The following is an 8863-nucleotide window of genomic DNA, read 5'->3' on the forward strand; positions in this document are numbered from 1 at the left end:
CCGGCTTCCGGGCGTCGGGGTGCGGGGACCCGCGAGGGTTCCGGTAGGAACTAGGGGCGGGTGGGTGGGGACGACAGCGCGCTGCGGGCGCGACCGGCACACAGGAAGAAGGCACCGCATGGACCTCGTCATCCGCGACGCGCGCGTCATCGACGGCACCGGCGGTGCCGCCTACCGGGCCGACGTGGGCGTGGACGGCGGGCGGATCGCCGCCGTCGTCCCCGAAGGCGGCCCGCGCCCCAGCGGCCGCCGCACCGTGGACGCCGACGGCCTCGCCCTCTCCCCCGGGTTCATCGACATGCACGCGCACAGCGACCTCGCGCTGCTCCGCGACCCCGACCACTCGGCGAAGGCCGCCCAGGGCGTCACCCTCGAAGTCATCGGCCAGGACGGCCTGTCGTACGCCCCCGTCAACGACCGCACGCTCGCCCAGATCCGTACCGCCATCACCGGATGGAACGGCGACGGCTCCGACATCGACTTCACCTGGCGCACCGTCGGCGAGTACCTGGACCGGCTCGACCACGGCTTCGACGGCCGGGGCATCGCCGTCAACGCCGCGTACCTCATCCCGCAGGGCACCGTCCGCATGCTCGCCCTCGGCTGGGAGGACCGCGACGCGACGCCCGCCGAGATCGCGCGGATGAAGGAGCTGGTGGCTGAGGGGCTGGAGCAGGGCGCCGTAGGCCTGTCCTCCGGCCTCACCTACACGCCCGGCATGTACGCCACCGACTCCGAGCTCACCGAGCTGTGCCGGGTCGTGGCAGCGTACGACGGCTACTACTGCCCGCACCACCGCTCCTACGGCGCGGGCGCCCTGCGCGCGTACGAGGAGATGGTGGCGCTCACCCGCGAGGCGGGCTGCGCGCTCCACCTCGCCCACGCCACCATGAACTTCGGTGTCAACAAGGGACGCGCCCCCGAGCTCCTCGCCCTGCTCGACTCCGCGCTCGCCGACGGCGCCGACATCACCCTCGACACCTATCCCTACCTCCCCGGCTGCACCACCCTCGCCGCCATGCTGCCCAGCTGGGCCGCCGAGGGCGGCCCCGACGCGACCCTCGCGCGGCTGCGCGACGACGCGACGGCGGAGCGCATCCGCCACGTCGTGGAGGTCGAGGGGGCGGACGGCTGCCACGGCGTGCCCATCGAGTGGGACCGGATCGAGATCTCGGGCGTGAACGACCCGTCCCTCGGCGGCCACGTCGGCAAGACGGTCGCCGCGAGCGCCCGCGAGCGCGGCGAGGATCCGTGGACCACCGCCCGCCGCCTGCTCCTGGACGACCGGCTCGGCCCGACGATCCTCCAGCACGTCGGCCACGAGGAGAACGTCCAGGCGATCATGAAGCACCCCGTCCACACGGGCGGCAGCGACGGCATCCTGCACGGCGCGAAGCCCCACCCCCGGGCATACGGCACCTTCCCCCAGTACCTGGGCCGTTACGTCCGCGAACTGGCCGTCCTGTCCCTGGAGGAGTGCGTCGCCCACCTCACCGGCCGCCCCGCGGCCCGCCTCCGCCTCCCCGACCGCGGCCTCATCCGCGAGGGCTACCGCGCCGACCTCGTCCTCTTCGACCCGGACACGGTGGCGGCGGGCTCCACCTTCGAGAACCCGCGCACGCTCCCGACCGGCATCCCGCACGTCCTCATCGACGGCCGCTTCGTCATCGAGGACGGCCACCGCACGGACACCCTGGCGGGCCGCGCCATCCGCCGCGTCGCCCCGGGCCAGAATTGACCCGTGCTGAGCATCGGATCCGTCGTACTGGGTGTCGCGGACGTGCCACGTGCGGCCGCCTTCTGGATGGAGGCCCTGGGATACGTCCCCCGCGAGGAGATCGAACCCGACTGGGTCGTGCTGGTCCCGACCCGAGGAGCCGGCGTCCAGCTGTCACTCGGCCTCAGCGAGACGCCGGTCCAGGAGCATCCACGGATTCATCTGGACCTGTACGCCGGTGACGCCGCCGACCAGGCCGCGGAGGTCGAGCGCCTGGTGTCCCTGGGCGCCCAGCGCGTCGACTGGGACCTCTACCCCGACGACGCCGACTTCGTAGTGCTCGCCGACCCGGACGGCAACCGCTTCTGCGTCATCGATACTGGCGCCCACGGCGGTCCGTGACATCACCCCTGACAAGACAGAAAGATCGAAGCCCAATCCGCACAACTGCCCCCACTTCGCCCCTCTTCTGTGCAGACGCGAGACTTTTACGCCCCGGCAGCTTGACGGCGACTTTCCAGCACAGGGATTGCTGCAATCACTTCCGGCGCAAGATGATCCCAGATAATTCCAGGCCGACGCCCACGGGGTGCACATTCAAATGTCTCGTCTGGGGTGATGACAAGATCTACGCGGAAATCGTGATCGGTCTCTGGTAGGTCCTCATCGAGGACCTGCAAGGAGTGGACCGTGGTTGCGATGAGAGTATGCGGGCCCAAGAGACCAGCTTCTTGGAGTAGAGCTACCTCAATGTCCGAGTAGCCCGCCCCTTTCCCAATTCGCGCACCTTCACGGTTGACAGCAACGCTTCCGCAAACAACCAGATCTACGGACGGCATCTCATCCAGGTCTACCGGCCGCGCGAACTTCGCCGCCGCGCGGTGGGCAGCAGCCTCGCGCGGCGACACTGCAAGGCTTGCAGGGTCCAGGTAGTAAAACGGATTTTGCGTAGCGAGCTTCGGAGAGGCCATATAAAGCTGCTTTCCGTCTTCGAGTGCCTGGATGCGAACAGGAAGCTGAGCCAAATCGGGAACCGCTTTGATAACACGCGCCGCTTCCCAGGCCGGATGTTGGGCAAGCCGGTCAGCTGCGACATCTTTGCCACCAAAATCCGGGATATGCCCTGCCACGCCCGTAGGGGCCGCACGCCTGCACTCCAGGAGGTCCCACACCCTTTCGCGGAGCGCTTGTTTGGCATGTTGGACATGCGCATTGTTCACCCGAAACTCCTTTTGCTCCTGCATCAGGCTGCCATGAGACCCATAAGTCGATCGTAGAGATCATGCACCCCCGATACACCCCGCCAAGATTTGAGTTCACGCCCCGCCTGAAACACAAGGTTCATCCCTCCAGCACCTCGATGGCGCTCCAGGATGTCAATCGCCGCATAGGCAGCTGCAATAGCCTCATCAAGCTTATATTGTCTAATACAAGCCAATGCGAGATTGGCCAGCGCAACTGCGTGAGGCTTCGAGCCGTCTGGCAACGCATTGACGGTGTCCACCAGATACTCCTCGGCACGAGAAGCGTTGCCCAAAAACAGAAAACACGAACCCGCCACCCGGCCGAACTGGCTGGGCGAGAAAAGGGGTGCTGCCGCGTCCGCTTCAGAAATTTTACCAAAGTGCCGTTCGGCGTTGCTCAACTCCCTTTCGCAATCCTTTCGGTGTTGCAGCATGGCATGGGCTTCCGCCGCGTGCAGTACGGCCAAGCCGCCCAGAACATGGCTGGATCCTTGAACTGTGGACGCTGCGCGCCGAGCCAGTTCCAGCCCAGCCCGAGGATTTTTCTCACCGTACAGGGCGACAAATGTAGTGCGCAGGAGGGCCAAACCTTCCGCAACCGGGTCGCCCAACTCTCGAGCTGCCACCTCAGCCTGAGCGAAATACCTACGCGCCGTACCATGGTCGGTTCTCCCGGATGCATCCCATACCAATTGACCCATGAGCGTAGAAGCCTCGGCCTGTGCGGCATGGAGGTCCCTGCGGACGCTGTACGTGGTGGTGCAGGTATGCCAGTGAGCCAACTGTCCCAAGTGTTGCCCGGTTTCAGCAATCAAGGCTGTAGACGGTTCGCTGACGTACCGCGCATCCAGGTTTTGAACCTGCTGACGGAGCCCGGCTACGGCCAATAGATCAAGACCTCTTGGATTATTCTTCGCATAGCGCGCTCGCGCTGTGGACTCAGAATCGACCACAGACTCAAGGTTGGGATCAGGGCGATCAATGGCGCCAACGTTCCCGGGGGAACTCTCCCACACCCTTCTCGGCAGGCCTAGCATTTCTCCTGGGATCCCGAACCCATCGGCCACACGTTCGATGACCTCTTGCCCTCGGATACCACGAACGCCTCGGATGATGTCGCTCACGCGGGAGCTGGTCATTTTCCCGATGGCCGCCGCCATGGCGGCGTGGCTTGTCCCGGTGCGCCGGTTGACGAGTCGGAAGATCTCTCGGAAGTCCCGGGTAGCGCATGCGCGCTGCATGGCCTCGCTCTGTAAGAGCACAACAGGGATCGTCAGCGGATAACCGATGCGGCGTGTCTCGCGTTCGTCCATGGGCCACCTAGCAGAGACGGCAGTGATCTCTTCTCAGAGTAGCCCCGACCCCGGAGCGGGGTTCCCCAAATCAACCAGCGGGGTTCCCCGTTCGCGGTTCCGCTGCATGTCCTCAGGCTCGAAACTCTTGAGGCGGCATTCCCATGCCAAGCAAGACCCCCGCGACCGCTGCACACGGCCCGGGGGCATGGCCAACGCTGAAGAGGAGCGTCAACATGCGGAAGAGTACCGCCCGAACGGTACTGCGGAGACTGCGCGAACTGATCACCCCTCGTCCGGGCCGACATAGCGCGGCGTATCTCGCCACTCGTCCCGTCCTCGTGGCACCTTCGAGGTCTCCCCTGCCCTCGGCCCGCCGACCGCATCCTTTCTGGTGCAGCGATACGCCCACTCTTCGCCTCCCGCGCGTCCCGGTCGAAGAGCGTGTGCCGATCCTCTGGGATACGGACCCGGCGCCTCCGTACATCCCCCACTTCTTCCGAGCACGAACGGAGGTGACGCGGTGACCGCGACAAATGGTCTACGACTACTGCCGTGGTCCAGCCCCGAAGGCAAGCCGTGCTTCCTGTCAACGGACAGCGGCAGCAGCCGCTTGAGCCGCAGGGCGGATGAGATCGAGGACCTTCAACTGTCCATGGGCGCCGAACTCCTCGGTCACGCCCACGCGCTGCTCAATGAACGGAAGGCCGACGTCCGGGAGGTCCGCTTCCTCGCAGAACGACTGTGCGAAGCGCTGCGCGACGCACTGCGCGTCGCAGAGAGCCGGGGCGAACGCTTGCCCACACACGATGACGATGACGATGGCGATGCCGACCAGACGGGCGAAGACGCCAAGCGGGTGTCCGCTGCCCCACAAAATCCGTTGTCCACTTCGTGACTCATGGCCCCCGCTCTCTGCCGGATGGCTCATGGGTTGGTTGGTCAATTCCGTGAGGGCACACCGGCAGCCGGTCGCGCCGACTCTCCCTGGCAGGCACTCATGCCACGCGTCCGGGAGCGTTAGCCGGGCGTTAGGCGTACGGCGGCGGTTCGACAGCGGCGGCCGACAGTCTTGTTCTCACGAGCCCGAGGCACCACTTCGAGCGATGAGAGAGAAACGGACAAGAACATGTCGCACACCACCACGCTCCGCCGCTCCCGCACCGCCCGCAAGGCCGCCGCCGCCATGGTGATCGCCGTCGCCGCGCTCGGGCTCACGGCCTGCCAGGGCAACGAGGGCGCCTCGTCGTCCGCGCCCCACTCGTCCGCCTCCGCGAGTGCCCCGCACTCCCCCGGCACCAAGGGCAAGACCGGGGGCTCCGCCAACGACACGTTGTCGGGCACAGCCAAGAAGTCCGGCATGAAGTGCACCGACCAGATCAACTACGCGGACGACTCCCGCTCCAACGCCGAGATCAACTCCATCGGTGAGGACACCGGGACCTGCCCGGCGCCGGAGAAGGGCGGCGCGTCGAAGGGCATCCCCGCGGACCCCAACACCAAGTGCACCAACCAGATCGACTACGGCAACGACCCCCGCGACAACGCCACCATCAACAGCATCGGCTCGGACACCGGCTACTGCCCGGCGCCCGAGAAGGGCGACGCGTCGAAGGGCATCCCCGCGGACCCCAACACCAAGTGCACCAACCAGATCGACTACGGCAACGACCCCCGCGACAACGCCACCATCAACTCCATCGGCTCGGACACCGGCTACTGCCCGCCGGTCCAGAGCAAGTGAGCCCACGCGCCGCATCGAGGAAAAGCCTTCGCCCTCCGCCTGTGGCCCGGGCGGAGCGGCACCGACCGGCCGGGGGCTCACGCGTCCCCGCTCCCGCGCCCGCTCAGCCGCCCAGCTCCGCGTCCACGAAGCGCCGCAGATGCCGTCGCGCGTCCTCGACGCTCAGCGCCGGGACCTGCCGCAGCCGCCGCAGGGCGAGCCCGTCGGCGAGGGCCGAGAAGCGGAGGGAGAAGTCCGCCGGGTCGTCGCAGCGGAAGTCGCCCTCGGCGCAGCCCCGCTCCACCAGCGACCGGATCTCGCCGTGCCAGCTCTCGTACCGCTCGGCCGCCCCGCGGGCGAACGTCTGGTCGCGCTCGCCCGCGTTCCAGTAGTCGAACCACATCCGCCAGTGCCGGTCCGTGTCGTCCGTGAAGAGCGCGTCGATGAGCAGCCGCAGGCCCTCCGCACCGCTGGTGGCACGGTCGGCTGCCTCGGTGAGGGCGGCGTAGTAGCGCTCGATGTGCAGGACCATCGCCTCGGAGAGGACTTCCTGCACGCTCTCGAAGTGGTACGTGACGGTGCCGACGGAGACCCCCGCCGCGGCGGCGACCTCGCGCACCCCGACCCCCGTGGTGCCCCGCTCCGCGATGAGCGGAACGGCGGCCTCCACGATCAGTCGGCGCCGTACCTCGGTCGGCTGGCGGGTGCGGGCCGAGGCGGCGACGGCGCGGCGGGCGGGACGGCGTTCGGACGCGCGCTCGGACGAGGACGTCACGCGGACGTCCTCGGGATGGTGTGCTGCCATGCGCGGTTGGCCACTGTCTCTCCGTTCACCCGTGCTTCGACGCTGCTGTCCATGATGAATTCCTCCGCCGTGGCACGCAGTTCGGTCGCGGTACGGATCTCCGCGTCCCAGCCGTCGCGCCGCAGCCGGATGGTCCACCGCGAGCTTGCCACGGCGGACAGCGGGTCGCCGGAGCGGATGCGGTACGTCTCGCGGGCGCTCTCCTCGTACCGCAGCCCGTCCGGATAGATGCGCGAACCGCCGTAGTTGGGATCCACGTCCAGCACCCACTCCCCCGTGGCCACGTCATGGGTGACGGTGCGTTCGGGGCGGGGTTCGGCGGGCGCGTCCACGGTCACGGCGAGCGGCGGGGCCTGTTCGGGCTCCTCGAAGGTGATCGGCGGGCGCGAGGCGTCCGCGCCCGGGTCCCGTACGGGCAGCAGCAGCGCGCTCTCCGCGGGCCGTACGGTGAGCTGTCCCCGCTCGCCGTGCGGCCAGACCCAGGGCCAGTACGCGTCGGAGACCGCGACCCTGATGCGGTGCCCGGGCGGGAAGGCGTAGCCGGTCCCGTTCAGCTCGAACTCGACGTCCTCCTCACGCCCCGGCTCCCACTCCACGGCCTTCTCCCGGCCGTGCCGGGACATCAGGTTGAGCACCCCGCGGGTGACGAGGGTGGACGAGCCGTCGGGCGCCACGTCGCAGACGCGCGCGATGACATGGGCGCGCCGGGTCGCGCTGTCGAGGCGCAGCCGTACGCGGGGGCGGCCCAGGATCTCCACCCGCTCTTCCAGTGGCGCCGAGTCGAAGCAGCGCGAGCGGCCGTCCTCCTCGCGCTGATCCGGCGGCAGATCGGTGGCGTTGCCGAAGGGGAAGTAGCGGCCCGCGTCGAGCCCGGTGTGCAGCGGCGACCGCACGATCACCGGATCGTCGCCGCCGAGGGGACGTTCGTCCCAGGTCACGGACGGGGCGGGCCAGGCGTCGTCGCCGACCCAGCGGCCGGGCATCGTGTCGTACGAGGTGGCGGGCGGCACCGGATCGTTGATCCACGCCCGGAGCAGCGGCTCGTCCATGACGCCCGTGTCGGTGTCCTTGAGCCAGTGGTCCCACCAGCGCAGCGTCTCCTGGAGGAACCCGATCGCCGGGCCCGGCGGCAGCCCCCGGTCCGGGTACTGGTGCGACCAGGGGCCGATCAGGCCGCGTACGGGCGCGTCGAGGTGCTCCACCAGGCGCAGCACGGTGTCCCGGTACGGATCGGCCCACCCGCCGACCGCGAGCACCGCGGCGTCGACCGCCCCGTAGTCCTCGCACACGCTGCCGTGCCGCCAGTACGCGTCCCGCTCCTGGTGTGCGAGCCAGGTGTGCAGATACGGCTCCAGCGCGTCGAGCCGCTCCCGCCACATCGGCAGCCAGCGGTCCTCGCCGACGGAGGTGGGGTGCGGGGGGCGCGCGGTGAACGCCAGCATCGTGCCCGCCCAGGCGAGCATGTCGATGCCGAGGACGGCGCCGCCGATGTAGTGGACGTCGTTGTCGTAACGGTCGTCCGCGGAGCACACCGTGACGATCGCCTTCAGCGGCTCGGGGCGCAGGGCGGCGACCTGGAGCGCGTTGAACCCGCCCCAGGAGATCCCGAACATCCCCACCTTGCCGGTGCACCAGGGCTGTGCGGCCAGCCAGTTGACGACGTCCACGCCGTCCGCCAGCTCGGTCTCGTCGTACTCGTCGCGCATCACGCCCTCGGAGTCGCCGCTGCCGCGCAGGTCGACCCGTACGGAGGCGTAGCCGTGCCCGGCGTACCAGGGGTGACGCTGGGCGTCGCGGGGCGCGGTCCAGTCGCTCTTGCGGTACGGGAGGTATTCCAGCAGGGCGGGTACGGGGGCGGTCTCCGCGTCCGTCGGCCGCCAGACGCGGGCGTGCAGCCGCGTTCCGTCGCGGGTCGGAATCCATACGTCCTCGACCCGCACCTCACGGTCGAAGGTCTCGCGGTACCTCACGTGTCTCCCTTACCTAGCGTGTTGCGCCTGCGGCGGGCCGTCCCCACCCCGCCCCTTCCCGAACCGGGGGCAAGCCCCCGAACCCCCGTTGCGGGGGCTCCGCCCCCGAACC

The 8863-nt window shown here is 68.7% G+C and carries 8 protein-coding genes; 4 read left to right on the forward strand and 4 right to left on the reverse strand.

Annotated elements, in window-relative coordinates; translation table 11 throughout:
* The first annotated feature begins 118 nt into the window (after positions 1-118).
* Together EEJ42_RS03845 and EEJ42_RS03850 are read left to right on the forward strand one after the other, a co-directional pair.
* On the forward strand, positions 119-1738 hold the full coding sequence (locus EEJ42_RS03845) for an N-acyl-D-amino-acid deacylase family protein (protein WP_123098601.1): 1620 nt from the start codon (positions 119-121) through the stop codon (positions 1736-1738).
* 3 nt (positions 1739-1741) lie between these two features.
* Entirely contained in the window at positions 1742-2119 is a 378-nt protein-coding gene (locus tag EEJ42_RS03850) for a VOC family protein (protein WP_123098602.1), read from the forward strand.
* Positions 2120-2205: 86 nt separating this feature from the next.
* On the opposite strand, the gene EEJ42_RS03855 is transcribed toward EEJ42_RS03850, so the two are convergent.
* A complete protein-coding gene (locus tag EEJ42_RS03855; RefSeq protein ID WP_246096024.1) occupies positions 2206-2937 on the reverse strand; it encodes a 5-formyltetrahydrofolate cyclo-ligase in 732 nt (243 codons plus the stop codon).
* A 23-nt stretch (positions 2938-2960) separates the two neighbouring features.
* Positions 2961-4274 carry an NsdA family TPR-like regulatory protein gene (locus EEJ42_RS03860; protein ID WP_246096025.1) on the reverse strand — a complete coding sequence of 438 codons (1314 nt, stop codon included), beginning with the start codon at positions 4272-4274 and terminating at the stop codon, positions 2961-2963.
* 502 nt (positions 4275-4776) lie between these two features.
* On the opposite strand from EEJ42_RS03860, the gene EEJ42_RS03865 reads away from it, so the two are divergent.
* Positions 4777-5151, forward strand: a complete 375-nt coding sequence (locus EEJ42_RS03865; RefSeq protein ID WP_123098604.1) for a hypothetical protein — start codon at positions 4777-4779, stop codon at positions 5149-5151.
* 231 nt (positions 5152-5382) lie between these two features.
* Positions 5383-5997 (forward strand): hypothetical protein, encoded by a 615-nt coding sequence (locus tag EEJ42_RS03870; RefSeq protein WP_123098605.1) that lies wholly within the window; start codon positions 5383-5385, stop codon positions 5995-5997.
* A gap of 103 nt (positions 5998-6100) precedes the next feature.
* Here EEJ42_RS03870 and EEJ42_RS03875 read toward each other — a convergent pair whose 3' ends face one another.
* Both EEJ42_RS03875 and EEJ42_RS03880 read right to left on the reverse strand, forming a co-directional pair.
* On the reverse strand, positions 6101-6751 hold the full coding sequence (locus tag EEJ42_RS03875; protein WP_246096026.1) for a TetR/AcrR family transcriptional regulator: 651 nt from the start codon (positions 6749-6751) through the stop codon (positions 6101-6103).
* Complete coding sequence (locus EEJ42_RS03880; protein ID WP_123098607.1) at positions 6748-8751, reverse strand: CocE/NonD family hydrolase; 2004 nt, start codon at positions 8749-8751, stop codon at positions 6748-6750. The genes EEJ42_RS03875 and EEJ42_RS03880 overlap by 4 nt, the downstream gene beginning before the upstream one ends.
* Between the last annotated feature and the right edge of the window lie 112 nt (positions 8752-8863).

Source organism: Streptomyces botrytidirepellens, assembly GCF_003721215.1.
In the GTDB taxonomy this organism is placed as follows: domain Bacteria; phylum Actinomycetota; class Actinomycetes; order Streptomycetales; family Streptomycetaceae; genus Streptomyces; species Streptomyces himastatinicus.

Coding starts and splice junctions, on each gene's coding strand:
- EEJ42_RS03845 (WP_123098601.1), top strand. CDS start 119: ATGGACCTCGTCATCCGCGACGCGCGCGTCATCGACGGCACCGGCGGT.
- EEJ42_RS03860 (WP_246096025.1), bottom strand. CDS start 4,274: ATGGACGAACGCGAGACACGCCGCATCGGTTATCCGCTGACGATCCCT.
- EEJ42_RS03870 (WP_123098605.1), top strand. CDS start 5,383: ATGTCGCACACCACCACGCTCCGCCGCTCCCGCACCGCCCGCAAGGCC.